We start from the raw sequence: 26,849 nt of genomic DNA, 5'->3' as shown, positions 1-26,849 counted from the left end.
CCCTCTAAAGAAGTTCTTCGTTAAGCAACTTGAGTTTTTGGAGCTTTTTTGCTGTGTAAGCGAGACTCCGCTGCATCCAGGCTAGGCACCGCTGCTGAAGGCAGCACTTCTTCCTGTTCGATCTGTTTATTTATGCCCAGGTTCTGGTTGGCTTGTTGAGACTTTTCTTTAATCACTTCAGCACGTTGACCTTTGGCGGGTGCCCATTCCAGGATTGGTAATGCACGTGCGACAGCCAGTGTGATACGTGCGCGAAGCAGTTCGCTGTGAATGGTATATTCAGGTGTGAAGTCACGATCCGTTGCGTACACACCAATTGGTAATGTTTGTGCCTGAAAGAAACTGAATAATGGACGTAATTGATGTTCAAGCACCAGTGCATGACGGTCACTGCCACCGGATGCTGCTAACAGGACAGGAACATCGACCAGCGCCGTTTGCTCTACAAAGTCGAAGAAGTGTTTGAACAGGCCAGTGAAAGAGGCACGGTAAACTGGAGTGCCAACGATCAGTGCATCCGCTGCTTCTACAGCTGCCAAATCATCCTGAACGCGTTGCGGTAACTGGTTACGGTAGATTGCGCCACCCAGTAACTGACCAATTTCACTGAATTTAATGAAATGTACATTGATAGGTGTGGCTTCACCCAGCTCATCAATAATCGCTTGTACCAGCGCTTCAGTTTTAGAAGGATGATTTAAACCACCAGAAACGGCAACGATATTGAGCGGCTTTTGTAGATCTTGATTTGACATTTTGGAACCTAAAAACGGGTTAGTCTCGGAATGAGCCTATTAATCCAAAATGCGCTCATGGGTGTAAAATAAGGAAAAGCTGAAAAGTTATCTAAATTTGAGATATAACTGAAATATTTGCTTTTTGGAAAGCCAATCACCACTAATACATTGATATTTTGACTTATATTGAATAAGAATAAGCATTTTAGTCAGCTAATAATGTATATACAAAAAAATGATGAGAATTAAATAATTAGTGAAATACCGATATTTTAGAATTTATGTAACGAAACTGGATATTATTTTTAAAAATTGTACAGTCTTGCATATCGCTGACCTACCGACTACAGGTAGAATATAAGCTACCGTGCACAAGATCTCTCTCACGTCCTATGAATATTTTAATCGTTGATGATCATCCACTGTTTCGTCATGCTTTAATTCAAGCCGTTCGTTATAGCTTACCGCAAGCACAAATTCATGAAACTGCAGCAGTCAATGAATTTTATGAACGCCTGGAAAATGGTCCTGAACCTGATCTTGTGCTGCTGGATCTGAATTTACCGGGTGCTTCCGGCTTTTCTGCATTGGTGCATGTCCGTGCCCAATATCCTTCGCTTCCAATTATTGTGGTATCGGCTCACGAAGAAGTCAGCATCATTCAACGCGCAATTGCACATGGTGCGATGGGTTATATTCCAAAATCAGCACATCCAAGCCATATTGGTGAAGCGATTCGTGAAGTACTGGAAGGCGAAATCTGGTTACCGCCAAATCTGCCCGCCAATATGAACTTTGATCCGCGTGCGGCTGATGAAACTGCACTGGCCGAACGTATTCAGTCATTGACCCCACAACAGTTCCGCGTATTGATGATGGTGGCAGAAGGTTTGCTGAACAAGCAGATTGCTTATGAACTGGATGTATCAGAAGCAACCATTAAAGCCCATGTGACGGCGATCTTCCGTAAGCTTGGCGTACAGAACCGTACCCAGGCTGTCTTGGCGATCAATGCGCTGAATATTGAAGAAAAGAAAATCTAAGCTTTTCGAAGCGACAAAAAAGACCTCCGCAGAGGTCTTTTTTTATGGCTTGAATATCTGCTTTTAGGCGATACAATCCTGTTTTGGCGTAAGGTCCGCACAGAACAGCGGGTTCAAGGCACATTGCAGTTCATCAATCTGTTCCTGAGTCACATAGCCTTTTGACATCAGGTATTCAGCAACACGGTCATCACGCAGACTCAGAAAAGCTGCATCATACACACCCAGGTCGACAAACAGCGCAGCCGTTTCCAGGCTATTAAAGCGATCCAGGTAAACATCATTGCCGTACATCAGAAAGATATGATCCTGTTCTGAATTTGGATCGACACGTAGGCGCTCTGCCAGCTCAATTGGTGAGGTTTTAATAAAGAGCAGTTCAGAAAGTTCATCAAACTGTGAGGTATCCAGCTGATCATCGCCAGTTTTAACCTTGGCCAACCATGCTTTAAATACCAGTACCGCACCACCGCGCAATAACATGCTCCAGATCTGATGACGGGTATCTTCACTTAAATCTGCAGCTTCGGTTTCCAGAGACTGAATCAGCTTCGACTCCTGCTCTGCCAGACGCTCGAACAGCCCCAGACCTTGCGGTTTATAGGCAAAAGGCTCAAACACATCAAAGTGCAGCTCATCAAATACCTGTAGGGCGAGAGGAACTGCAGATTGATACAGGGTTTCTAGCGCTTCAATTTGAGCAGGATCAAGTTTGCTGTACTTAAACAGATTATTCCAGTCGATTGCCGGCAGCATGGCATTGGCACCGTATTGACGATGAAACTGTCGGCTCTGATTGATCTCAGTAATAGCGTCTAAGCTCATGATTAGTCATCCTTTATGCAGTAATAAATGATCAGCTGACATGCGGATGAAGAATATAGGCATGAATAGATACTGATCGTTTCTAAGTCATATTTTTAGAGCGAAATAGGGGCATGAAAAAATACGACTAAAGTTCGAACAATCAAGTTAATCCTATATTAGTTTATATAAAATAATAACTTACAATATTGTAACCAAGTACACACAGGTTCACGTCAGGAATGGTGAAGTTTTGCCATAGCGATTTTTAAAATGATGTTTTTGGTCAATTGATGTAAGGATTTTTAGCCTGATTCTGATATTTTTGGCACATGCGCTTAAAAATCATGCAAATATTGAAATTTTTTGTGACATTTAATATAAAAAGTGCCTGCTTTAAACGGTAAAACAGGCACTTATCGAAACCATAATCACTTAACTGTCTGAAATTTTTAAACCCGATAGCCATGAACGTAATGAAGCAGGTTTCAGCGGTTTCTTCAGCAGCACAATATTCAGTTCCTTAAGCTGCTGTGGCAGTTCAGGATCAGAATCCGCAGTGATCAAGGCAACCGGTACATTTGGCTTACGATTATCTACGATAAAGTCCAGACCGCGTTGGTCATGATTCAAATGCTGATCCACCAGCCAGACCTGAATATTTTCCTGTTCAATCATCTCCTGTGCCTGTTCAGGCTCTGTAGCTTTAAATACCTGATATCCCCATTTGGTCAGCAAGGTCGACATACCTTCCAGAATGGTTTCATCATTGTCCAGACACAGCACTTTAAAGGCTTTGGACTTCAGCGGTACTGCCTGCACTGGAGCTGCCACAACTTTTGGTGCCTCAGTGAGCGGTACTTCAATCATGAAGCAGGAGCCTTTGCCATATTCAGAGTAGACGTGTACCGGATAGTCCAGCATGCTGGTCATACGCTGCACAATCGCCAGACCCAGCCCCAAACCTTGTTCACCCCACGGAGAGGTATGACCACAACGCTCAAATTCCTGGAACAGCTTGATCCGCTGTTCTTCGGCAATACCCGGCCCGGTATCCCATACGCCAATACGGATATGATTCGGTTTGCTGCTGGAGCGCAGTACACCCACAATCACTTTACCGCTGGCGGTATAACGGAGCGCATTGCTGACAAAATTCTGGATAATCCGGCGAATCCATTGTGGATCAGTATCAATCCAGAACTGCGCATCATGCACACTGAACTTGATGCCACGCTGGGCTGCAATCGACTTGAATTGCAATTCCAGATCACTGAGCAGATCATGCAATGGATAAGCTTGACGCTTCGGCTGAATCGTTCCACCTTCCAGACGGGCAATATCCAGCAGGGCAGAAAGCATGCTTTCTGCACCATACAAGGCACGGTCCAGCTGCTGTAAGGTCTTGCGATCTTCTTCGCTTTGCACACTTTGTTCCAGTGCCGTACTGAACAGACGTGCTGCATGCATCGGCTGTAACAGGTCATGACTGGCTGCTGCAATAAAGCGGCTTTTGGACATATTCGCCTTGTCTGCCTGTTCACGAGCCAATTGCTGTTCGGACAAGGCATCCGCAAGCTGCTGGGTACGATCACGCACACGTGCTTCCAGTACGGCTTCATTTTCACGGAAGGCGGTAATATCCGCAAAGGTCGTAACAAAACCACCGCCTTCAATCGGATTACCACGCATCTGAATCACACGGCCATCTTTACGGATCCGCTCGAATTCATGTGCACTACCGACCTGCATCCAGTGAATCCGTTTACGCACATGTTCTTCGACCGAACCCGGCCCACATTCACCGCGCTCGGCGTTATAACGAATCAGGTCAGCGATCGGGCAACCAACATAGACAATATCTTTTGGATAATCAAACAGCTTCAGATACTGATTGTTCCAGGCCACCAGACACATGTTTTCATCGACGACACTGACACCTTGGGTCATATGGTCGATCATGGTCATGATTAGGTTCTGGTTAAAGCGCTGCCACTGGGAAGCTTGGTCAAGAATGTTGGCAACCTGACCAAGAGCCAGACCGTTATTTACCATCGCAGTGGTCAATAAGGTACGCGCTGAGGCAGCACCGATCGTGCCAGCCAGATATTGCTCGGTAAAGCGCCACCACATGCCATTGGCACTGCTATTTTCATTCAGCTCGACATTATTCTGGGTACAGAACTGCTTGAATGCACGCGTGGTGGGTTCTTCACCGGTAATGCGTTTGGCCAGCGTAATCAGGTCACCGACTTTTAAACGGGCCACATCCTGATGGGAATAGCTCACCTCAGTAGTTGGGCTCTGTGAAGGCAGGGGTTTGGTTTCATAGTAGAAGAAACTTTCCGCCTGAATCTGCTCTGCCACACTTGGACGGAAGATGCGTGACACCCAAATGTAGAGCAGTAAATTGAGACCGAGTGACCACACCACACCATGAGTCAAGGAATCAAAGGATTCAAAACCCAGTAATGCTTCAGGACGAAGCCAGTTGAGCGCCAGTGGGCCATAATTGAGAAAGTCGTGGCTAAACTGCTGATATGTTTCGGGCAGGCTACGCAGAATGGTCGGGAACAGTAAGGTATAAGCCCACAAAGCAAAACCGGTCAGCAAGCCGGCATAGACACCCTGTTTACTGCCACCCCGCCAGTACAGACCACCAATCAGGGCAGGGGCAAACTGTGCCACCGCACTAAAGGCCAGCAGACCGAAGATAGAAAGCTGATCAATATCATTAAAGAAATTGAAGAACAGGAAGCCCATCAGCATTACAGCTAAGATAGAGATGCGTCGGGTAAATTTCAGTACCAGTGGCAGACGTTTGTCATGGCGTGAAATCAGGTTAAAACGCCACAGCGCCGGCATGATCAAGTCATTACTCAGCATGATCGATAGGGCAACGGAAGACACCAATAACATCCCGGTGGATGCCGAGAATCCTCCGAGGAAGGCTAATAGCGTCAGCCAGTCCTGATTATAGCTTAAAGGCAAAGACAGGACTGCTACGTCTGGAATCGCCAGATAATGTGGTGCCGCATGTAGTGCCCAACTGGCAATTGGAATGATCGCGATGGTAGTCAGAATTAGATAAACTGCAAACCAGCGGCGGGCGCCACGGATATGCTTTTCATCGCGCAGTTCGACCACGGCCACGTGGAACTGACGCGGCAAACAGATAATCGCCAATGCCGCGAGTAGGGTTTGTACCCAGAAACTTTCTGGTACGCCAAACAGCTGCACTTCATGGAAGGTGGTTTTGATATCACCCGTAATCTGCGACAAATTTTCTGGTGCAGCAAACATGAAGAAACCAGCAACTGCCAGTAATGCAAACAGCTTAACGAAAGATTCAAAGGCAACTGCCAGCATCAGACCGCCATGCTGTTCGGTATTGGCAATCTGTCGCGTACCGAAAATCATGGCTAGGATAGCCAGAACTCCAGTCAGGAACAGTACACTATTGGTGGTGCTGGCAATGCCTGCTGAAGGCTCCAGAATCACGGAAGCACTCAGGGCAATGGCACGTAACTGCAAGGCCAGATAGGGAATAATCGCAATGACTGCCAGAATGGTCACCAGCGAGGCTAGTGGGCCACTTTTACCATAGCGTGCTGCGACAAAGTCAGCGATCGAAGAAATGGCATGATGCTGGCGTACCCGTCCCAGCCGGCGCCAGATATCATAGCCCACGGCAACGAATAACAGCGGACCCAGATAGATCGGCAGGAAAATAATCCCTTCACGTACTGCAGCACCCGTAGCACCATAAAAGGTCCAGGAGGAGCAGTACACTCCTAAAGTTAAACTAAACAATAGCATGCGCCCACGGGTACTGAGCCTGCTGGCGTGTTTTTCCCCGTAAAAAGCGCAGATAAAGAGTAATGCGATATAGAGGGCAAGTACCCCTATGATGAGCCAACTGTTCATATAGCCTGATGTGTACTGAGCATGCCGCTATGATAACGCATCGTGAACGCCACAGTTTAAATTGATCATTTTTTAACGACCAAAGTCTAAATTACAAGCACCTACGATTATTGATAATTTGTAACAGTGATAATTCGAATTAAAAAATAGTCGGCCCAAGGTTGGGCTTCAGGAGAGTAATTATGGATGAGGTACAAGTAGATCGCATTCTACAAAATCCAAAATTCAAGGAAATGGTCGCCAAGAAAAGTCGTCTTAGCTGGACGCTTACGGCAATCATGTTATTCGTTTATGTCGGCTTCATGCTTTTGGTCGGCTATAACAAAGAGTTTCTATTGTCTTCACTTTCAGGTGGTGTGACGACTTGGGGGATCCCTCTAGGTCTGGGCATCATTGTTTTGTCGTTTCTCTTGTGTGGTGTGTATTCCTACATTGCCAATAACAAACTGGATCAATTGACCGAAGAAGCAATCCGTGAAGTTGAAGCAATCGCTCATGAAAAAGGACCACGTTAAGATGAAATGGAATTCTCTTATTGCCCTGGCGACCACAACAGTTGCTTCAGGCATCGCAATGGCTGGTCCTGATTTAGGTGCAGCAGAACAGCAGGCGACTAACTGGCCTGCAATTATCATGTTCCTGATTTTCGTCGGAGCAACCCTGTTCATTACCAAATGGGCAGCGAAACAAACCACCAGTACCAAGGATTTCTATACCGCTGGTGGTGGTATTTCCGGTTTCCAGAATGGTCTGGCAATTGCCGGTGACTATATGTCGGCAGCATCCTTCCTAGGTATTTCCGCGATGGTGTTCCTGTCTGGCTTTGACGGCTTGCTGTATTCATTAGGCTTCATGGTGGGTTGGCCGATCGTATTGTTCCTGGTGGCAGAACGTCTGCGTAACCTGGGTAAATATAACCTGTCAGACGTGGTCTCTTTCCGCTTGCAGGAAAAACCGGTACGTACCTTGGCTGCGCTCAGTTCACTGGTGGTTGTTGCGTTCTACCTGATTGCACAGATGGTTGGTGCAGGTCAGCTGATCAAGCTACTTTTCGGTCTGAACTACAACATCGCAGTGGTGATCGTAGGCTTGCTGATGATGGCTTATGTGATCTTCGGCGGCATGCTAGCAACCACTTGGGTACAGATCATTAAAGCAGTCATGCTGTTATCTGGTGCAACTTTCATGGCCTTCATGGTCATGAAAGGCGTGGGCTTCAGCTTTACTAATATGTTTGAACAGGCGATTGGTGTCTATTCGAAAGTACATGATCTGAATCTTGCTGATGCAGCTAAAATCATGGGTCCGGGTAGCCTGGCATCTAACCCAGTCGATGCAATCTCTCTTGGTCTTGCATTGATGTTTGGTACGGCAGGTCTGCCACATATTTTGATGCGTTTCTTCACAGTAAAAGATGCGAAAGAAGCACGTAAATCAGTAGTTGTTGCGACAGGCTTTATTGGTTATTTCTACCTGTTGACCTTCATCATTGGTTTCGGTGCGATTCTATACGTATCGAATAACCCGCAATTCCTTGATGTTGCAAAAATGGCAGTCACTGGCAAGCTAGAGCTTGTAGGTGGTAACAACATGGCAGCGGTTCACCTTGCAGATGCAGTGGGTGGCGACCTGTTCATGGGCTTCATTTCTGCAGTTGCGTTCGCAACGATTCTTGCGGTCGTCGCGGGTCTGACTCTGTCAGGTGCTTCTGCGATTTCACATGACTTGTATGCCAACGTATTGAAGAAAGGTCAAACAACGCCTGAATCTGAACTGCGTATGTCTAAGATCGCAACACTTGGTCTTGCAATCTTCGCGATGATTCTGGGTATCCTGTTCGAAAAGCAAAACGTTGCCTTCATGGTGGGTCTAGCATTCTCGGTTGCAGCATGTGCCAACTTCCCGGTACTGGTTCTGTCGATGTTCTGGAAAGGCTTGACCACTCGTGGTGCGGTGATTGGCGGTATCGTTGGTCTGGTAACTGCAGTGGTACTGATCGTACTGTCTAAAGCAGTTTGGGTGGATACGCTGGGTATTGCAGAAACTGCGGTGAACCCATTCAATGGTCCAGCAATCTTTGCAATGCCATTGTCGTTCTTCTGCTGCTGGTTGTTCTCTGTGACGGATAATTCTGCACAGGCTCAAGCAGAACGCAAAGCTTTCGATGCACAGTTTGTACGTTCACAAACAGGTATTGGTATCTCAGGTGCCTCTGATCACTAAGATGATTTGATCACCTATAAAAAAAGTCCCGCAAGGGACTTTTTTTATTGCCTGTAGATGCCAACACTCATGAAGAAGTTCATTTTTTTGTTCCTTTATTGCATAGCTGGATTTTTAGATTTTGGCAAAAATAGAAGATCAAGTCTTTTCTATGACATGTTACGAGAAGGACACAGGAGTACAACCAAGCGAATAAGAACAATAACTTATCATTTTACTTAAGTTTCGATATGTGATCGAAATACATTTTTTTATTCAAGTTTTCTTTTTGAGTAATGTACGTGGGACCGATCTGGTCTGATTAATAAAAAGCAAAAATGGAGTGGATATGTCTTCCAGAACCACATCCTGGTATTCCAATGTGAATCCTCGTGTGTTTTTAACAACTGTCATCATCATTGGACTATTTCTTTTAATGGTGGTCCTGGCACCTAATTCGTTTGAACTGATGACGCAGCAACTGAACCAGTGGGTGACGACCTCTTTTAGCTGGTTCTATGTACTCTCTGTTGCAATTTTTCTGATTCTGCTGATTTTTATTGCACTATCGGACATGGGCAAGATTAAGCTAGGCCCGGACCATAGTACGCCGGATTATAAAAATACCTCCTGGTTTGCCATGTTGTTTACTGCAGGCATGGGGATTGGACTGATGTTCTTCGGTGTGGCTGAACCGGTGATGCACTATGTCACGCCTCCATCGGGTGAACCGGAAACCATTCAGGCGGCACAGCAGGCGATGCGGGTTACCTTCTTCCATTGGGGACTCCATGCCTGGGCGATCTATACACTTGTCGGATTATCACTAGCTTATTTTGCTTATCGGCATCAGCTGCCTTTGAAAATACGCTCGGCTCTTTATCCTTTAATTGGCAAACGAATTTACGGCCCGATCGGGGATGGTGTCGATATCTTCGCAACGATTGGAACCGTATTTGGTGTCGCCACCACTTTGGGTTTCGGAGTAACACAGATCAATTCTGGTCTGAACTATCTGTTTGGCATTGAGCAAAGTACTGGAGTACAAGTCATCCTGATTATTATTGTCAGTGCGATGGCTTCACTCTCGGTATTTTTTGGTCTGGATAAAGGGATTAAGCGCCTATCCGAACTGAATCTGGTTTTGGCTTTGGGACTATTACTTTTTGTCTTTCTGGCAGGACCGACTATTTATCTGCTGCAAACGACTATTCAAAACGTCGGACAGTATGTGTCTGGTCTATTCAGTATGACCTTTAATCTGTATGCCTATCAGCCTAATGGCTGGATTGGCGGATGGACTATTATGTACTGGGCCTGGTGGATTTCCTGGTCACCATTTGTCGGGATGTTCATTGCCCGGGTATCTCGAGGTCGAACCGTTCGCGAATTTATCGTGGGTGTTTTACTGATTCCAACCGGCTTTACCCTGATCTGGATGGGCTTTATGGGCAATGCTGCGCTTTACAGCATTTTGCATGAAGCGAATATTAACCTGATGCAGGCAGTACAGCGTGACTCATCTGTGGCACTGTTTGAATTTCTGCAGGGGATGCCTTTCTCGGCAGTGATGAGTGTAGTCGCCACATTCTTGGTGATGTTATTTTTCGTCACTTCGGCTGACTCTGGTGCACTGGTTACCGATTATCTGACTGCGAAATCTGATCAGTCTCCGACCTGGCAGCGTCTGTTCTGGACAGTGATCATGGCTTTACTGGCAATTGTGCTGTTATATGCAGGTGGCCTGGCTGCACTGCAATCGGCCACCATGTTGAGTGCTTTGCCTTTTACCTTGATCATGTTGGTGATTAGTTGGGGGCTGATCAAAGCACTGCGGCTAGAAGTCACCAAAATGCATGCATTACAAGAAGCCCGAATTACACCACGAGCAATTCATAATCCGCGTAGCTGGCAGCAGCGTTTGGGACTCATCATGCATTATGCTCATAATGAACAGGAAGTGACAGCGTATATCCAGTCGGAAGTCAGACAGGCATTTTTAAGTATTCAGAAAGAGTTTCAACGCCGTCATCATGCCGTCATCATTGATGAAATAGAGCAGGGGCTTTGCTTACGAGTAGATCATCAGGATGAAGCGAATTTCGTTTATGCAGTGGTTGCACGCCAGATCTTACCGCCAAGTTTTATGCCCTCTCAGGATGAAGATGCAGGACAATATTTTCAGGCTGAAGTCTTCCTCAATGAAGGTGGGCAAAACTATGATGTGATGGAATGGACCCGGGAAGATCTTTTGCAGGATATTTTGGATCAGTATGAACGGCATCTGCACTTCTTGAGCAGGGTGCGCTAAGTGCTGTCGTTTGATTAACCTAACAAACCGAATAAAAAAGGATGCATATTGTGTCCTTTTTTATTCGGATTATCTTGAAATTTAACAAGGATATGATCCCTTAACTTATTTATAAATAATAAAAATTTCATTTATTCTTTAATAAAAATATAGATGATTAGCTCCTAAAAGGATGAAGTAAAACTCTATATTAATAAACTAAAAAATTAGATCTGATTTAACTGTTTATATTTTTAAATGAATACATCATTTTGATACAAAGCACTGCTCTGCATATGACATGATTACATGTTAAGTTTGAGCAGATAACAATAAAACTGCAGATTGTAGTGTCATGAAGAAGAAGGATTAGATGAAGCAAGCTTTGTTAATGTGCTGGACGACCTTTAAGCGCCTGCCTTCCGCATGGCTGCTTTGTCTGCAATTCATCATTCTGATCCTGTCAGTACTGAGCTATGAATACGCACCTTATCGGGCTGCAACTTGGGTACTAGGCGTGTTGGTTTTACTGGTGATCGCCCGGGTCATTCGTCAAACTCCCGTATTTACCTTACTGGGATTAAGTTTCGTTGTTGGTGCGCTATTTTTTTCATCATTGGTTTTATTCGGGATGAAACAAGTCTGGGTCTTAATTGCCGCCCATGCCTTTGAAGCATGTGCTTATTTTAGTGCATCCTATGGTTTATTGCGTTATATGTTTCATGACCGTTACCTGACCAAAGATGAATTATTTGCGGCAGGCGCAGCCTTTACTTTGATGGCTTGGGGGTTCGCTTTTCTTTATAGTATCTGTCAGTTATTGGTTCCCTATAGTTTTGCTGATCCAGATCTACAAGCTTATCAGCCCTGGTTAGATTTGTTGTTCTTGAGTTTTAGTGTGCAGTCCGCGACAGGATTGGCGGATACCATGCCAGTGAGCCCATTTGCCAGAATGCTCACCATGATCCAGATGTTCTTTGGCGTGATGTATCTGGCACTGATAGTCTCTCGACTGGTGGGGCTGCAATATATTTCTCATTTACCGCATAGAAAATCAGAGCAAGAAAAAAAGGACACATAAAGTGTCCTTTTTCTGTATTCAGAATCTAATCAGAAATTAGAAACGGAATTTAGCATTCAAGCCCACAGTTTGGGTATCTGTTGCAACATCTTGATCCAGATTAGCATTTTTAGTTTCGTAGTTAGCATTAACGTAGCTAGCACCTACAGATACTGCTGGAGTAACGAAGTAGTTTACGTTCGCACCTAAAGCTTTATCGGGAGAACCTGCATAGCTAGATTCCATATAAGAAACGCCAACACTTAGTTTAGGGTTGAGGTAAAGCGTTGTACCTAGGTTATAAGCAGTGTCTTCACCGTAAACTAAACCAGATTCAAAGCCGATCGACATATTTGTGCCATCGATTGCACCTACGTATTTAGTACGTGCAGTAATTGCATCTTGATCTTCATTGATAGTCATAGTCTCAAGAGCAGCTTTAGCAACACCATTAGAAACGATATTGAAAGCATCAAGAGAAGCTTGGTCAGCAACACTTGTATAACCTACAGCAACTAGGAAATTAGGAATAGGTAATACACCCACTTCTAATGCATAACGATCGCCATTGTCATTCTTTTGGCCATCTTTACCGTCAGTAATAGTATGGCTATAAGAAGCGCTTGCATATGCTGGAACAAGTTTAGTTGGAATGTAGGCTTCACCTTTCGCACCGAAAGTATGAGAAGTTTGGTTTACGCCTTCTTCTGAAACTCGAGTATCTGCCGCTACATCGTATTCACCGTATGTATAAGCTAAAGACACGTTAGAAGCTTGGTTTAGGAATGCTGCTTCAGCTAAAGGACCTTTAGAAGCATCAACGTCCTTGAGATAGTAAGTACCTTGAACAGCACCAGTGAAGTCTTTGTCATTGGCAGTATTGTCAATGTGTTCTGCTTGACCTTGAACTTCAAATTGATATGCTTGAGCACCGGTCATCGCTAATAATAAAGCAGTGGCTAAACCTAGTTTTTTCATGATTATTACCGTTTTTCAAAAGGGAGGTAAAACAGGGGTTAATTGTATTGTAACAATTTATTAAGTCAATAAATCTTTTAAAATCATACAAATATGAATTTTCTAATTGTTATGTTTTTGTAAAGATTGTGAATTTATTATTCAACTGCTTAGTCTTAAAAAAATACTGATAGAACAAATAATTACCTAAATAAAAAGAAATAATATAAAACACGTGAAAATTCACATTTATAATAGGGGAGTTATTGTTTAATTTAATTCAAATGTATATAAGAATTGGAAAAACCAATTCTATAGAGTCAAACCTCTCCATATAAATGATTAAAAATGCCTAGATCACTTATTTAATTGATTCAATAATTCTTTTCTAATTCATTAAATTTATTTTTTATTTAAATTAAATCTGATTTTGTGTAAAAAACACACAAATATTAAATCCAACTAATTTAATATGCTTTACATTTTACATGAAAGTTACGATAATTAATTCATCAAGTTAGATGATGTATTTACTTAAATTCTTTATTTGACCTGATTCTCCACGAATTTTGTGTTTTATCGGCCCAGCTTTCCCCAAGGTTGGGCTTTTTTTTGCCTGAAACTTAAGTAGAGATGAGTGAAGGGGATAAAGACTAATCAATAAGTATAAATATTAAACAAATTAAAGTATATTTTAAAAGAAATTAAAGCACTACGATGGTGCATTACCTTTGGTAAAATATTATATAAAAAATGAAATAGATAAAAAAAACCCCAATTTTCAATGAAAATTGGGGTTTTTTAGCCAAAATTTGCGGGTAAATTAAAATATCTGCTGAGGAAAAATTTAATTCGCCCTAATGCGGTGCATTATGCACTTAATTGTTGCATGTGTAAACAGTAAACAATATGAATTTCAATTTTTTTTGAAACTATTTGATACATCTGCTGGTTATTTGCTGAAATTAAAAATTTTTACTTTAAATATAAGAACATAAATTAATATCTATATGACTTTTGAGTTCAGTAAAGTTATATAAAAGCAGTTAATATAAAGAATTTTTTTCTTTCTGAAGAAATGGATTTTTTGTATAATAATTAAGATAAATCAAATACTTTATTATTAGTCTGAGGGCGTACGCTAAGACAATGAATACTCTGCGCTCTGAACAAATCAGTAAACATCTTTATTGCGCAATGTCTGTCATTATTCTATGTCTGCTGTTCATTTGCATTCCTCTCATTGTGAATAGCACTCAAAGTTACCTTAAGGCTGTGCGTACTTCTGACGAATTACATGCCTTGCAAGAAGTTGCCATTCTGGCCAATAAGATTTCCAAGGAAAGAGCTCCTGCCAATAAAGTCCTTTCCAGTACGCCTGAAGAAATTCACCAACGACAACAAGAACTCGAAATTTACCGTAAAGAAGTAGATCAGCAGTTCGAGCATACAGCAAAAGTATTACAGCAAGTGGGCTTCCCGCATTTAAGTCAACGTTTGGAAAGTGCGGTTCGACCAAGTCTGGAGCAGGGACGTTTACAGATCGATAGTTATGCAAAAATTCCTTGGGAACAGCGTAATGCTCAAGCACTTGATCAGGCGATTGCTGCAATGTTTAAGGCCTGGGACAGTTGTCGTACTATCCTAAAAGGAGTAGTAATTGCTTCTAATACCACCTCTACCTCACAAAATAATTTTATTTCTCAGATTTTATTTTTATCTGACTTGAGGGATCAGGCAGGGCGTGCCGCCTCTATAATCATGGCTTATGTGACTTTCGACCAACCGATTCCTGCGGCAAACCTGACCCGTGCCATGCAAGTCCAATATCGGATCCATTATCTTTGGGATTTAATCGGCACATTGCAGCCAGAAGAGGACAAGACTGAAGAATTCAACCGGTTGCATAATGCTGTCGATACGGTCTTTATCCAAAAAGGCTTACCAATCGTTTCAAGTCTGGTGGAAGAGAGCATTCAGCAGGCTCCTTATCATTTGACAGGAACAGAACTCACCAATGCGATGGTTGATAAATTTGCTACCGTTGTTGACCTGCAAAGCTATTTGCTTGAGTACAGTAATCAGGTTGCAGAGCGGGAAAAATCTTCTCATTTGCAGCAATTGCTCTGGACAGTTTTACTTTCATTTGTGTCTGTAGGAGCAGCAATTGCGACGATGATTTTTGCACGTAAAAGTGTATTTCAGCCGCTGATTGAAGCGCGTCAAATTCTGTTTACGCTTTCGGAAAATGGTGATACCAAAGCTTTATCATCGAATGCCCATACTAAATCTGAATCCTTATTTACTGCCATTCAAAGGTTGCAACAGATGTTGCAGCAACGTGATGCCTTAGAATTCAGGCTTAAAAATATTGCTCATTCCGATCCTTTAACCGGACTGGCGAATCGATTCGCCTTGGAGGAATACACCCGTTTTCTGGAATCACATCCTTCACAGTTTAGTCAGACGTGTTTGATGATTATTGATATTGATCACTTTAAGCAGGTGAACGATCAGTATGGACACATTGTCGGAGATGAAGTCATTCAGTTTGTGGCGCAGTGCCTGAAGGACAATGTCCGTACTTCTGATTTACTGGTACGTTATGGCGGGGATGAATTTCTGGTTCTGATTGAAAATATTGACTTCGATAATGCCCGTAAGATTGCCGATAAGATTCGAAGCGAAGTAGAGGATGCTTATATTTTAAGTGAAAATGGTGATCAGATTCAGGTTTCGGTCAGTGTGGGGGTGGCGATAGGTGCGCAGTCTTGGATCAGCCTATTTACCAAAGCGGATAAGGCTTTGTTTGTGGCTAAAGGTCAAGGACGTAATGCAGTGGCTGAGGTTTAGTTCATATGTTTTTAATGTCTTTTACTTTATATATCCATGTTTTTAAAATAAAAAAACGATGAATAAATTACCGTTTTAGCAAAATCTAATTCTTTAGAATCCGCCCTAACCCTCTTTTAAAAAGAGGGGCTAGGGAAGATTCCTTATTTCAATAACGGCTTTAAGAACCGCGCGGTATGCGAAGTCTTACTCTTTGCCACTTCTTCAGGCGTACCTTCCGCGATAATCATACCACCACCTGAACCCCCTTCAGGACCTAAGTCCACGATCCAGTCCGCAGTCTTAATCACATCCAGGTTATGCTCAATCACCACAATGGTATTGCCCTTGTCACGGAGCTGATGCAGGATATCCAGCAGTTTGGCAATATCATGGAAATGCAGGCCAGTCGTCGGTTCATCCAGAATATACAGGGTTTGGCCGGTATCACGTTTTGCCAGTTCACGTGCCAGTTTCACCCGCTGTGCTTCACCACCAGAAAGTGTTGTCGCAGACTGACCCAGACGGATATAACCTAAGCCAACCTGATGCAAGGTTTCCAATCGACGGTGAATCACTGGAATGGCATCGAAGAAATGCATGGCATCTTCAACAGTCATCTCCAGTACATCAGAAATGTTCTTGCCTTTGTAGTTTACTTCCAGCGTTTCACGGTTATAACGCTTGCCATGACAGGCATCACACGGTACATACATATCCGGCAGGAAGTGCATTGCTACCTTGATCATACCGTCGCCTTCGCAGGCTTCACAGCGACCACCTTTCACATTAAACGAGAAACGGCCAGCAGCATAACCACGTGCTTTGGCTTCCTGTGTTTGTGAAAACAGTTCACGAATCGGAGTAAACAGACCGGTATAAGTCGCTGGATTGGAACGTGGTGTACGTCCAATCGGACTCTGATCAATATCTACAACTTTATCCAGGAATTGCAGACCATCAATCGAATCAAATTTCTCTGAAGTTTGAGTGGTTGCATCATTGAGCTGTGTTGCTGCTAGTGGCAACAAGGTGCGGTTAATTAACGTCGATTTACCTGAACCTGATACACCCGTGACACAGGTCATCACCCCTAATGGAATGGTCAGGTCGACATTTTTCAGGTTATGGCCTGCTGCACCCATCAGCCTGATCTGTTCTTCCGGTTTTGGTGGTTGGATCCGTTTTTTCGGTACTTCAATTTTCAGCTTGCCAGACAGATATTTACCAGTCAGGGAATCTTCATGTTCAGCAAGTTCTTGATAGGTTCCTTCGGCAATCACATGACCGCCATGTACGCCAGCACCTGGACCAATATCAATAATATGATCGGCGGCACGAATCGCATCTTCATCATGTTCAACGACCAATACTGTATTACCAAGATCACGCAGACGTACCAAGGTTTGTAGCAGACGGTCGTTATCACGCTGGTGCAGGCCAATCGAGGGTTCATCCAGCACATACATGACACCCATCAGACCGGCACCGATCTGAGAAGCCAGACGGATACGTTGTGCTTCACCACCAGATAAAGTTTCAGCTGAACGGGACAGACTTAGGTAATTTAAACCAACAGACACCAGGAAGTGCAGACGCTCACGGATTTCCTTAAAAATCTTATCGGCAATTTCACCGCGGGCACCTTCAAGATTCAGACCTTGATAGTAGCTTTCGGCATCACCAATCGACATGCGGGTAATGTCAGCAATGGTCTTGTCCAGAATTTTGACATTACGTGAAATTTCATTCAGACGTGAACCATCGCAGGCATCACAGGCGGCATTGGACAAGTACTGTGCCAGATCATCACGGACATAATTGCTTTCAGTTTCACGATAACGGCGTTCTAAATGCGGCAGTACACCTTCGAAAGCAATCACACGATTATGACGGCGACCGCGTTCGTCAATATAGCTCAGATCGATCTTTTCACGACCGGTACCATAGAGGAATTTCTTTTTAACATCGGCTTCGAGCTGATTCCATGGCGTATCCAACGAATAGCCAAAGTGATTGGCGACCTTTTCGATCATGCTGTAATAATATGGACGCTGACGGTCCCAACCCCGGATTGCACCTTGACTGATACTCAATTCAGGATTTGGAATCAGTTTATCTGCACTAAAATGGCTACGCGTACCGAGGCCATCACAAACCGGGCAGGCACCAAATGGATTGTTGAACGAGAACAGACGTGGTTCCAGTTCCGCCACCGCACGATCACATTTCGGGCAGGAATGTTTGGCTGAGAAAACACGATCTGGCCGTTCGCCTTTCATCCGCGAGACAATGGCAATATCGCCACCCAGACGAAGTGCAGTTTCAAAGCTTTCGGCAATACGATTACCCAGATCATCACGCACTTTAAAGCGGTCAACCACCACTTCAATGGTATGCTTTTTCTTTTTATCCAGTTCTGGCGGAGGATCAATTTCCATGATCTCGCCATCCACGCGGGCGCGTACAAAACCCTGGCTCTGTAACTGTTCAAATAATGCGGAATATTCACCCTTACGTTCACGTACGACAGGCGCCAACAGCATTAAGCCAGTACCTTCTTCCAAGCCTTTTACCGCATCCACCATTTCACTCACAGTTTGCGCGACCATCGGCAGGTCATGTTCTGGACAATAAGGTGTACCGACGCGAGCATACAGCAGACGCAGATAGTCATAAATTTCAGTAATAGTCCCCACGGTTGAACGCGGGTTGTGGCTGGTCGACTTCTGCTCGATCGCAATGGCCGGACTTAAGCCTTCTATCGAATCGACTTCCGGTTTTTCCATCTGGGACAGGAACTGGCGTGCATAGGCAGACAATGACTCGACATAACGGCGCTGACCTTCGGCATACAAGGTATCGAATGCCAGTGAGGACTTACCTGAACCAGACAGTCCCGTAATCACCACAAACTTGTCGCGTGGTATATCAAGGTTCACATTTTTCAGGTTATGGGTACGTGCGCCTCGAATACGGATGTGACTTTGGCTCATGCAATGATCCTAGAATATTCATCAAAAACCCTTATATGATACCGGATGAAAAATGTTCAAGTGCAAATAAAAGTATTTTAAACGTCAAGTTATGTCGGTGATTGGTCAAAAGATCAGTACCAAAGCAATAAGTTAAAAATGTATCAAGTATTTTTTCCGATTAAACTTTTGGTCCTGCTTTTAATAAAAGCATTTGAACATGGATTTAAGCTCTGTAAAAAAACACAGAGTGCGTAGAATTGCTGAGCATCGATCCAAGATAAAAATTAGGATGATTGTGTCTATTTAGAATTTTGTAGAAAAAATGAAAAGCCCCGTATTGAACAGGGCTGAATTCAGCTTGTATCAATCCAGACCAGGCCACTGGCGTTGCTCAAATGCGCTGTCCCAGAACAACCATTCCAGACGCGCTGCATGGGTATAGGCTGTATGCATTTTTTCTAGTGTATCGGCATCGACACGTGCCGCAACACGGTCAACGGTCGCAATCACATTCCGCACCGCAGTGTGGAATTCTTCTCCTGAATAGGTGTTCACCCAAGCCTGATACGAATTATTCAGCGCAGAGTTGTCGACAATATCTTTACCAACTTCGGCATAAATCCAGAAACAAGGCAGCAACGAGGCCAGCACCACCGGGTAGCTTTCTGACCAGGCGGTCGAAGTCAGATAAGAGGTATAGTGATGACACGCCAGAGTCAGCGGGGTATTTTCAAACTGCTCTTTGCTAATGCCGAAATCCTGCATAAAGCCATCATGCAGGCTACGTTCCACCACAATCGCAATTTTGGCTGCCTCGGCAAACTGAATTACATCGTCCGCTTCAAAAGCTTTGGCGGCACACACGGCCAGTGCACGGCCATAGGCCAGTAAATAATGCGCATCCTGAATCACATAATGACTAAAGGCTTCGCGGCTTAAAGTACCTTGCGCCAGTTGCTGATTAAAGGGCAGGGCCAGGGTCTTCTGATAAAGTCCGAGATTACGTTGCCATACCTCTTGTGAAAAACTCATGCTGAAAATCCTTCGCAGTTCAAGTTAAACCATGCGGCACTATAGCAAAGATCCGGCTGTTTAAAAGATCGGCAAATTTTAAAAACAGAAAATAAGATAAAACAGCTCAGGAAGTGCTTTGGTTTATGCGCTAAAAGTTTCATAATTAGCTTAACTTTTCCTATTCGTATTGCTGCTCTCTCGCAGCCATACATTTATTTAATTTATCCAAGGTCGTTGTGTATGTTGAAACATTTTGGTTTCTCGATTGCATTTTCGATCGTGTGTCTTGGTTTGTCTGCGTATTGGGGTTATACCCATGGTCCTGACGCAGGCCTGCAAACCATGCTCACAGCGCTGACCATTACCGCTATTCTGGCGATTATGGAAGTGTCGTTGTCCTTTGATAACGCGGTTGTCAATGCCTCAGTCCTACGGGGTTGGGATCATTTCTGGAAAATGCTGTTCCTGACAGTCGGTATTCTGATTGCAGTCTTCGGGATGCGTTTGATCTTCCCGGTGGTCATTGTTGCAGTGACTGCAGACCTGGGCTTTATGGAAGTAGTACGTCTGGCCCTGAATGATCCGAAAGAATATTCAGCACGTTTAATGGCACATCATCCTGAGATTGCTGCTTTTGGTGGTGCTTTCCTGTTGATGGTATTCCTGAACTTCTTCTTGGATGAAGAAAAAGACACGCATTGGTTCAGACGGGTGGAACGCCGTCTGTCCAATCTGGCCAATGTACCGGCGATGTCGGTCTTTATCGCACTGGTAGCCTTGTTAATTATGGCAGCCAATGTCGATGAAGCTAAGCGTCTGGCAGTGACTATGGCGGGGATCTGGGGCATCGTGATTTATATCGGGGTGCAGGTGCTGAGTCATATGCTCGGTGGTGAACCTGAAGTGGATGAAAATGGTAATGCAATTCGTCATGATGAAAATGGTGTACCTACTGGCGTGGTGAAAGCTGGTATCGGCGGATTCTTGTATCTGGAAGTCCTGGATGCCTCGTTCAGTTTTGATGGCGTGATCGGTGCCTTTGCGATTACCTCAGACGTGGTGATCATCATGCTCGGTCTGGCAATTGGTGCGATCTTTGTCCGTTCAATGACGATTTACCTGGTTGAGCAGGGCACATTGGATGCCTATATCTATCTGGAACATGGTGCGCATTATGCCATCGGTGCATTGGCTTTTATTATGATTGCCAGCGGAACCGGCCTGCATGTACCAGAATTGGTGACCGGTCTGATCGGTGTGGCCTTTATTGTCTGGGCAGTGATTGCCTCGATTCAGTACAAGAAGCGTCAGGCAGCTTTAGACAAATAAAGCGCTGCCCCTGAATGAAAAGCGTAGCTTCGGCTGCGCTTTTTTATTTTTTAGATCAGCATCATCTTTATTTCAAATAAAATTCCTGCATCCATCCCGGCCGAATGTCCTATAATCTTCGCCTGAAGATCCATCAATTGAACTGCCATAATTTATGATGAATGCCCTAGAACGTCGCTCAACCTTTGCGCTTAGCAGCATTTTTGCACTGCGCATGCTGGGGTTGTTTATGATTATCCCTGTATTTTCGGTTGCAGGACAGTCATATGAATATGCTACGCCGGCACTGATTGGCCTGGCAGTAGGGGTTTATGGTCTGACTCAGGCCATTCTACAGATTCCATTTAGCCTGATTGCAGACCGTTTCAGTCGCAAACCGCTGGTGGTCATCGGGTTATTGCTATTTGCATTGGGTGGTGCAATTGCCGCCATGTCGGACACAATCTATGGAGTGATTATTGGGCGTGCCATTGCGGGCGGCGGTGCGGTTTCGGCGGTGGTCATGGCATTGCTTGCCGATGTGACCCGTGAAGAAAACCGCATGAAAGCCATGGCAACCATGGGCATGAGTATCGGCTTATCTTTTGTGGTGGCATTTACCTTAGGCCCTTGGTTAACGGGTCTGGTGGGGATTTCTGGGCTGTTCTGGGTGACTACCATAATGGGGCTGGCGGCAATTGCCATGCTGCTGATGGTGCCGAAAGTGACCCGGCATCATCGTAATTTTCAGCAGGGGTATCTGATCCAGCTGAAACAAGTTCTAAAAATGGGCGACCTGAATCGCCTGCATGTCTCTGTGTTTAGCCTGCATTTGTTACTCACGGCAATGTTTATCTATGTGCCTTCGCAGCTGATTGAGTTCGCTAATATTCCTTTGGCCAATCATGGCTGGGTGTATCTGCCCTTACTCGTGATTAGTCTGTTCTTTGCTTTTCCAAGCATTATTCTGGCGGAAAAATACCGCAAAATGCGTGGTATTTTCCTGACTGCAATTGCGGGAATTATCGTTGGCCTATTGGTACTGATTTTTGGCTTTGAATCAAAATATATCCTGCTCACTGGTTTAGGGATCTTCTTTATTGCCTTCAATGTAATGGAAGCCTTATTACCATCGTGGTTATCCAAGGTTGCGCCAATTCAGTCCAAGGCAACAGCGATGGGCGTGAATGCCAGCAGCCAGTTCCTCGGTGCCTTCTTTGGCGGTACGCTAGGCGGACAACTTTTGTTGCTGAATGACACTTCCATGGGTTGGAGTATTCTGACTGCGGTTGCTATAATTTGGCTGCTCATCAGTTTTGGTCTGGCTCAGCCGCGCTATCTTTCGTCCCTGGTTTTAAGCCTGCCTGAAAATCGACAAACAGATGAATGGACTTCACAGCTTTTATCTATTCATGGTATTGAAGAAGTCGTGGTGATGCCGGAACAGCAAGTGGCCTACGTCAAGGTTGATAAACAGCAGATTAATGATACTGCGCGACAACAATTAACGCACTTGTTGGGTAAAGAGGTAGCCATTTAAGCATAACTCTTATAAAGTAAAATATAGAAACAAATAGGAAGTATAGGTCTCATGCGTGGTGTAAATAAGGTTATTTTAGTAGGTACTTTAGGTCGAGATCCTGAAACAAAAACTTTCCCGAATGGGGGTTCTCTCACTCAATTCTCTATCGCGACCAGTGATTCGTGGACGGATAAGAATACTGGTGAGCGTAAAGAGCAAACAGAATGGCACCGCATTGTGCTGCATAACCGTTTAGGTGAAATTGCACAGCAGTATCTACGTAAAGGTTCTAAAGTCTATATCGAAGGTTCACTACGTACCCGTCAGTGGACAGACCAAAGTGGTCAAGAGCGTTACACCACAGAAATCCGTGGTGAGCAGATGCAAATGCTGGATTCTGGCCGTCCTCAAGGTGAACAGTCAGACAATGGCGGTTTTGCACAGCCACGTTTCAACAATAACCAGGGCGGCTATGGCAATAACAATGCTGGTCAACAAGGTTATAATACACCACAGCAAGGTGGCTTCAATAATGCACCTGCGGGTGGCAATGGCTATGGCAATAACAATCCAAGCGGTTTTGCGCCAAAATCTGCACCAGCTCCAGTTGCAGCGCCTGCAGCAGACCTGGATGATGACTTACCGTTTTGATTAAAATTTAAAACAGAAGAGCATCCTTAAAAGCCCGTCACCCGACGGGTTTTTTTAAGCACGTTTATTTATTTTCTTCTTTTTAGGAGATACCCACATTGTAATGAGGGCACGGCATACGGTTTCTTGTGCCATATCCAGTACCTCAACATTAACCTGGTATTCAGCGATTTCATGCCATTCAATATTTAACTTTGTAGGTGTGGCAATGGCTCTTAAATCGGTCGTTGCTTTTTTAAGATATTCGACCTGCATACCTTTTAGAATCCAGGAATGGGTTTTGGGGACGCTGGCATCGGTCATGGTACCTGCTGCCAGTTCAGCCAGATTGCATATGGCAATCGCATGGATTGTATCTAGATGATTGAGTACAGCCGCATGTTTCTTTATGCTCACTTCGCAATAATACGGAGCAAGCGTTTCGAGCAATGGGGAAATACTGCTGAAATAAGGTATTTTGATGCAAAGTAATCTGGAAAATATGTATTTACCACCTGGTTTTTTGTGAAAGGTTTTCCATATTTTTAGAGCCTAGCTCATGGTCGCGATCCTGCGTAAGAGGTGAATAATAATAAGATCCTCATACAGAATAATATTCTGTATTTGCAGGACTCACAAGAAAAGTGTTTAAAATAGACAAGTTAATGATTAACGGTGCCGAGCACATTAAGGAGAATGCAAGGTATGGATGTATTGGAAGGGAGTTATCCAGGCGGACGCTTGGCCTTAAAGCGTCAAATTCTGAATTGTGCGCTACAGGAATTTTTACAAAGTGGCATAGCTGCAACGACAATTGAAATGATTCGGGATCGGGCAGAAACCAGTGTTGGCGCAATTTATCATCATTTTCATCACAAGGATGGGATCGTAGCTGCGCTGTATCTAGCCGCTTTAAAGGATCAGTCCAGCCGACGTTTAGATGCCTTATCCCAAGCGAAAAGTGCTGAACAGGGTATTCATGCCATTATCCGAAGTTATATTGATTGGGTCATCAGTTATCCAGACTTTGCCCGTTTTCTCTATGCGGCCCATCATGTGGTACATACCTCAGAACTGCGTCAGGATCTGGAACAGCGTACCAGCCAGCGCAATCAGGATTTAAAGAAATGGCTGGCCCAGCAGTCAGATGCCGCTTGTCTGCAAGCTGTACCACCTGCTTTACTGACCTCTTTAGTAATTGGCGCGACAGAAAGCTATTGCCGTACCTGGCTGGCAGGTCGAGTCAAGGATTCTCCGCAAAAACATGCATCTGCTTTGGCGCAGTCAGTTTGGGATTCTTTACAGCATTTCTCTCGGTAGAGGTCAGGAGTTAAATTGGAATAAAAGATAATAAGTAAAAAATTAATAGAATTTATAAATCTAAAAAAACGATAGTTTTTATAAAAAGTTACGGTTTTATCTATTATTAGTTTTTGCGTATTCTTAGTTCATCGAATGAATTCCCGCGAACTGATAGGAAAAATCACATGAGTTTAATCAATACTGAAGTTAAGCCATTTAATGCAACTGCTTACCACAATGGTCAATTTGTTGAAGTATCTGAGCAGGACATGAAAGGCAAATGGTCTGTTGTATTCTTCTATCCTGCTGACTTCACTTTTGTTTGTCCAACAGAATTAGGCGATCTTGCCGATCAATATGCTGAATTCCAGAAACTGGGTGTAGAAATCTATGGTGTATCCACGGATACGCACTTTACGCATAAAGCTTGGCATGACACGTCTGACGTGATTGGTAAAATCCAGTATCCAATGATTGGCGATCCAACCTGGGCTCTGGCGAAAAACTTTGAAGTGCTGATCGAAGCTGAAGGTTTGGCTGACCGCGGTACTTTCGTGATCGATCCGGATGGTAAAATCCAGATCATTGAAATCAACGCAGGTGGTATCGGTCGTGACGCACAGGAACTGCTTCGTAAAGTAAAAGCAGCTCAGTACGTACATGCTCATCCAGGTGAAGTATGTCCTGCAAAATGGAAAGAAGGCGAAGCAACCCTAGCTCCTTCAATCGACCTGGTAGGTAAAATCTAATTCGATAAATCTTTATCAAATCTAAAAAAATCCAGCCTTCAGCGCTGGATTTTTTTATGGTTATTCGAAAATGAAAGGACAATTAAATCATATAGCCTTGATGACTTCCGGCTACGGCACGCAAACCTTCAATCAGATGCTCGATCAGTTTTTTCATCACCCGACGCTGGCTTTTACATAAGGTATAAACCAGTTGTAGGGTACCAGTACTGACACCAGTATTGTCTTATATTCGGGATACTGCATTTCATTGGCATAGTATCGATAGCTGTCCACAACGCATACAATGACTGCATGTTCATCCTATTCAGATAGGAGTAAAAAGATGAAAAAAGTCATAGGCGTTTACCGTAATCAACACATGCATTGGGTCGGTGATGGATTTCCGGTTAAAAACCTGTTTTCTTATGACCGTCTTGGTCAGGTCATCAGTCCGTTCCTGCTGCTGGATTATGCAGCGCCGTATCATTTTGATCCGACTACGGTGCAGCAGGGTGTCGGTTCACATCCACACCGTGGTTTTGAAACCGTGACAATCGCCTATCAGGGTGGAGTAACGCATAAGGATTCTGGCGGTGGTGGCGGTACGATTCAGGCAGGTGATGTACAGTGGATGACTGCAGGTGCAGGCGTGGTGCATGAAGAATTCCATTCTCCAGACTTTGCCCGGAATGGTGGTCTGTTTGAAATGGTCCAGCTGTGGGTAAATTTACCTGCCAAAGACAAAATGACTACACCGCGTTATCAGGCACTGACGGCAACTGATATTCCTCGGATTGAAATGGATGAAGGTGCAGGGCATATTCGGGTCATCGCTGGTGAACTTGATGGGCATCATGGTCCGGCGCATACCTTTAGTCCGGTCAATGTCTGGGACGGTGAGCTCAAAGCAGATTATGAAACGATGCTGCAGATACCTGCCGGTCATAATGCTTTGCTGGTGCTATTGAGTGGAGAGCTGGTAGTGAATGCCGGCCAGAAAGTTCTGGACAGTTCTATTGTGATATTTGCTCAGGATAGCGATCCTATAATCCAGATTCAGGCTTATCAGGACAGCAAATTCGTAGTCTTGACCGGTGAACCCTTGAAGGAACCTATTCAAGGTTATGGTCCTTTTGTGATGAATACCAAGGAAGAAATTGTCCAGGCCTTCCAGGATTTTAATCAGGGTAAATTTGGAGAAATTCCGGTAGCTGCTGAATAAAAATGTCAGTCCAGAAAGAAAAAAGCCTCTGCAGTGCAGAGGCTTTTAAATAGTTATGCGCTGTAAGTTCTTCTGATTATAAGATTTTTTAAATAACTTCAACACTGTGGAGGGCGATGGAGTTATCATTTTATTATGCAGAAAATTATAGCGCTTCTTGTATCTTTTGTAAAACGAAAGTTAAAAAATTGGTTAATTTAAATGTATTGTTTTTAAAGGATAATTTTTATAAAAATACAAAAAATATCAATAAAAGCATAAATTTAAACAGTGTAAACTTTTTATATTAA

At 44.0% G+C, this 26,849-nt stretch carries 19 protein-coding genes; 12 read left to right on the top strand and 7 right to left on the bottom strand.

What is annotated here, in order from left to right; genetic code table 11:
* Positions 1 to 20 precede the first annotated feature (20 nt).
* Positions 21 to 755, bottom strand: a complete 735-nt coding sequence (msuE, locus tag F955_RS02560; RefSeq protein WP_004890705.1) for an FMN reductase — start codon at positions 753 to 755, stop codon at positions 21 to 23.
* A gap of 374 nt (positions 756 to 1,129) precedes the next feature.
* Here msuE and F955_RS02555 point away from each other — a divergent pair, with 374 nt between their 5' ends.
* On the top strand, positions 1,130 to 1,780 hold the full coding sequence (locus F955_RS02555; RefSeq protein ID WP_004813697.1) for a response regulator: 651 nt from the start codon (positions 1,130 to 1,132) through the stop codon (positions 1,778 to 1,780).
* Positions 1,781 to 1,843: 63 nt separating this feature from the next.
* Here the strand turns inward: F955_RS02555 and F955_RS02550 are convergent, their stop codons facing one another.
* Both F955_RS02550 and F955_RS02545 read right to left on the bottom strand, forming a co-directional pair.
* On the bottom strand, positions 1,844 to 2,605 hold the full coding sequence (locus F955_RS02550) for a hypothetical protein (RefSeq protein ID WP_004890701.1): 762 nt from the start codon (positions 2,603 to 2,605) through the stop codon (positions 1,844 to 1,846).
* A gap of 414 nt (positions 2,606 to 3,019) precedes the next feature.
* On the bottom strand, positions 3,020 to 6,511 hold the full coding sequence (locus F955_RS02545) for a hybrid sensor histidine kinase/response regulator (protein WP_004890699.1): 3,492 nt from the start codon (positions 6,509 to 6,511) through the stop codon (positions 3,020 to 3,022).
* 182 nt (positions 6,512 to 6,693) lie between these two features.
* Between F955_RS02545 and F955_RS02540 the strand changes: the two genes are divergently transcribed.
* The 4 genes from F955_RS02540 to F955_RS02525 all read left to right on the top strand — a co-directional run bounded on the left by F955_RS02540 (position 6,694) and on the right by F955_RS02525 (position 12,084).
* Positions 6,694 to 7,026 (top strand): DUF485 domain-containing protein, encoded by a 333-nt coding sequence (locus F955_RS02540; protein WP_004890697.1) that lies wholly within the window; start codon positions 6,694 to 6,696, stop codon positions 7,024 to 7,026.
* Between the two features lies 1 nt (position 7,027).
* Entirely contained in the window at positions 7,028 to 8,734 is a 1,707-nt protein-coding gene (locus F955_RS02535; RefSeq protein ID WP_004890694.1) for a cation acetate symporter, read from the top strand.
* A 328-nt stretch (positions 8,735 to 9,062) separates the two neighbouring features.
* A complete protein-coding gene (locus F955_RS02530) occupies positions 9,063 to 11,024 on the top strand; it encodes a BCCT family transporter (protein ID WP_004890692.1) in 1,962 nt (653 codons plus the stop codon).
* Positions 11,025 to 11,376: 352 nt separating this feature from the next.
* A complete protein-coding gene (locus F955_RS02525) occupies positions 11,377 to 12,084 on the top strand; it encodes an ion channel (RefSeq protein ID WP_004890690.1) in 708 nt (235 codons plus the stop codon).
* A 36-nt stretch (positions 12,085 to 12,120) separates the two neighbouring features.
* On the opposite strand, the gene omp33-36 is transcribed toward F955_RS02525, so the two are convergent.
* Complete coding sequence (gene omp33-36 / locus F955_RS02520) at positions 12,121 to 13,041, bottom strand: porin Omp33-36 (protein WP_004890687.1); 921 nt, start codon at positions 13,039 to 13,041, stop codon at positions 12,121 to 12,123.
* Between the two features lie 1,128 nt (positions 13,042 to 14,169).
* Here omp33-36 and F955_RS02515 point away from each other — a divergent pair.
* Positions 14,170 to 15,873, top strand: coding sequence for a GGDEF domain-containing protein (locus F955_RS02515; protein ID WP_004813681.1), 1,704 nt, complete (start codon positions 14,170 to 14,172; stop codon positions 15,871 to 15,873).
* A gap of 143 nt (positions 15,874 to 16,016) precedes the next feature.
* Here F955_RS02515 and uvrA read toward each other — a convergent pair whose 3' ends face one another.
* On the bottom strand, positions 16,017 to 18,848 hold the full coding sequence (gene uvrA / locus F955_RS02510) for an excinuclease ABC subunit UvrA (RefSeq protein WP_004890685.1): 2,832 nt from the start codon (positions 18,846 to 18,848) through the stop codon (positions 16,017 to 16,019).
* Positions 18,849 to 19,193: 345 nt separating this feature from the next.
* On the bottom strand, positions 19,194 to 19,862 hold the full coding sequence (gene tenA, locus F955_RS02505) for a thiaminase II (RefSeq protein WP_004813677.1): 669 nt from the start codon (positions 19,860 to 19,862) through the stop codon (positions 19,194 to 19,196).
* A 222-nt stretch (positions 19,863 to 20,084) separates the two neighbouring features.
* On the opposite strand from tenA, the gene F955_RS02500 reads away from it, so the two are divergent.
* From F955_RS02500 to ssb, 3 genes are all read left to right on the top strand, one after another.
* On the top strand, positions 20,085 to 21,173 hold the full coding sequence (locus F955_RS02500; protein ID WP_004813674.1) for a DUF475 domain-containing protein: 1,089 nt from the start codon (positions 20,085 to 20,087) through the stop codon (positions 21,171 to 21,173).
* A 154-nt stretch (positions 21,174 to 21,327) separates the two neighbouring features.
* Positions 21,328 to 22,692 carry an MFS transporter gene (locus F955_RS02495; RefSeq protein ID WP_004890683.1) on the top strand — a complete coding sequence of 455 codons (1,365 nt, stop codon included), beginning with the start codon at positions 21,328 to 21,330 and terminating at the stop codon, positions 22,690 to 22,692.
* Positions 22,693 to 22,743: 51 nt separating this feature from the next.
* The gene (ssb, locus tag F955_RS02490) at positions 22,744 to 23,325 is read left to right on the top strand and encodes a single-stranded DNA-binding protein (RefSeq protein WP_004813671.1); all 582 of its coding nucleotides are present in this window, start codon (positions 22,744 to 22,746) and stop codon (positions 23,323 to 23,325) included.
* A gap of 54 nt (positions 23,326 to 23,379) precedes the next feature.
* Here the strand turns inward: ssb and F955_RS02485 are convergent, their stop codons facing one another.
* Positions 23,380 to 23,847, bottom strand: a complete 468-nt coding sequence (locus F955_RS02485) for a hotdog fold domain-containing protein (RefSeq protein ID WP_167539039.1) — start codon at positions 23,845 to 23,847, stop codon at positions 23,380 to 23,382.
* Between the two features lie 162 nt (positions 23,848 to 24,009).
* Here F955_RS02485 and F955_RS02480 point away from each other — a divergent pair, with 162 nt between their 5' ends.
* The 3 genes from F955_RS02480 (at position 24,010) to F955_RS02470 (ending at position 26,559) form a co-directional block, all read left to right on the top strand.
* The gene (locus F955_RS02480) at positions 24,010 to 24,624 is read left to right on the top strand and encodes a TetR/AcrR family transcriptional regulator (protein ID WP_004813668.1); all 615 of its coding nucleotides are present in this window, start codon (positions 24,010 to 24,012) and stop codon (positions 24,622 to 24,624) included.
* Positions 24,625 to 24,791: 167 nt separating this feature from the next.
* Positions 24,792 to 25,355: an alkyl hydroperoxide reductase subunit C gene (gene ahpC / locus F955_RS02475; RefSeq protein WP_004813667.1), complete on the top strand. Its 564-nt coding sequence runs from the start codon at positions 24,792 to 24,794 to the stop codon at positions 25,353 to 25,355.
* 325 nt (positions 25,356 to 25,680) lie between these two features.
* Positions 25,681 to 26,559, top strand: a complete 879-nt coding sequence (locus F955_RS02470; RefSeq protein ID WP_004813665.1) for a pirin family protein — start codon at positions 25,681 to 25,683, stop codon at positions 26,557 to 26,559.
* Positions 26,560 to 26,849: the final 290 nt, after the last annotated feature.

Origin of the sequence: Acinetobacter schindleri CIP 107287, from assembly GCF_000368625.1 — a bacterium.
Lineage (GTDB): Bacteria > Pseudomonadota > Gammaproteobacteria > Pseudomonadales > Moraxellaceae > Acinetobacter > Acinetobacter schindleri.
The sequence above is the reverse complement of the archived record's forward strand: the minus strand, read 5'-3'. Positions and strand labels throughout refer to the sequence as shown.